General features: G+C 69.8%; 1 protein-coding gene and 1 pseudogene. Both read left to right on the forward strand.

Features of this window, described 5'->3' with window-relative positions:
- Positions 1-156 precede the first annotated feature (156 nt).
- Positions 157-873: a response regulator transcription factor gene (locus tag FKP22_RS30320; RefSeq protein WP_141291918.1), complete on the forward strand. Its 717-nt coding sequence runs from the start codon at positions 157-159 to the stop codon at positions 871-873.
- A gap of 2 nt (positions 874-875) precedes the next feature.
- Positions 876-1,423, forward strand: a pseudogene (locus FKP22_RS30325) (sensor histidine kinase); the annotation flags it as partial.

Below are 1,423 nucleotides of genomic sequence, written 5' to 3' on the forward strand. Positions count from 1 at the left end.
AAGTCATTCTTCGGAAATGGCCCGGAAGGCGACAGCGGTGGCGCGGGGCGTCTTTGCTCGGCGGCGTGAGCCTGGTTTCCGGCCGCGGAAGAAACCTTCACGTGGCTGGCCAGGGCGGCCCCGGATAATCCGCGGCCAGCAGGAGGAACCAGCGCAATGGCCAGTGCAGCAAACCCGCCCCGGGTGGCGGTGATCGAGGACGACCAGCCCACCAGCCAGCAGCTGCGCGGCTGGATCGAAGCGGCGCGGCCAGGCATCGTGGTGGACCAGTGGTTCAACCGCGACGACGCCGAGGCGGCGCTGGCCCGCGAGCGTTATGACCTGGTGGTGCTGGACATCGAGCTGGGCCGCGAGCGCAATGCCGGCGTGGCCATCATCAACGCGATCAACAAGCAGCACGCAGGCACGCCGGTGCTGGTGGTCTCAGCCATGCCGGCTGCCATCTACCGCAGCATCATGAAGGCGCTGGACGCCTGGGACTACCTGCAGAAGACGACCTTCGAGGAGGCCGACTTCATCGACACCTTCCTGGACATCCTGCGTGCCACCCGCGACCGCGCGCAGGCCGCCCCCGTGCCGCAGCCCGCGCCCGCGCAGGAGCTGCAGCTGGACCCGCTGCGCCAGGGCAGCGCCATCTGGCGTGGCCAGCGCATCAACCTGCCGCTCACCGCCCAGCGCATCCTGGCCGCGCTGGTGGCCCGCCAGGGCGAGGTGGTCAGCTACGAAGACCTCTACCTGGTGGTGAAAAGCGGGCGCAACCGCGACAACATCCGCAAGCACGTCAGCACCATCCGCGACGCCTTCCGCGAGATCGACCCGGCCTTCGACGCGATTGCCAACATCCCCATGCGTGGCTTTCGCTGGGGCGGCTGAGCATGGCGTTCGGCCTGCGCTTTCCCGGCGCTGAAATCCTCAGCCTGCCGGGCCGCATCCGCATTCCGCTGCGGCTGCGGGTCTTCTTCCGCGGTGCCTTCCTGCTGCTGGCGCTGGCCACGCTGGCGCTGGCGCTGGGTGTTTTGCAGGACGAGAAGCAGCGCGGCTGGCGGGCCTACCAGGACGGGCTGGCCAAGACGCAGGCGCAGATCGTCGCCCGGCTGCGCCACCCGGCAGGCCAACTGGCGCTGCTGAATCCCGGCAGCCGCGGCGGCAGTGCGGGTGCTGCGCTGCGCCCGCTGGTGCTGCCGTTTGCTTCGATCGACTTCGACGACCGCGTGAAGGCGCAGCAGGCCGTGGAGATGGCCGGCTGCCAGGTGCAGTACGGCGACGGCGCCAAGCTCTGCCTGGCCGTGGGCAACAGCGCGATGGCCGGTGCCTTCCTCTACGCCGTGGGCAGCTTCGGCAGCGATGGCCCGTTGATCGCCCGCCGCCTCGGTTCGGCCGACCTGGCGCAGGCGCATCGGCTCAAGATCAGCGTGACGCTGCG

Origin of the sequence: Ideonella azotifigens (genome assembly GCF_006519715.1) — a bacterium.
GTDB lineage: Bacteria > Pseudomonadota > Gammaproteobacteria > Burkholderiales > Burkholderiaceae_C > Ideonella > Ideonella azotifigens.

Excerpts from the sequence above, each read along its gene's own strand:
- FKP22_RS30320 (WP_141291918.1), top strand. The coding sequence starts at position 157 with ATGGCCAGTGCAGCAAACCCGCCCCGGGTGGCGGTGATCGAGGACGAC.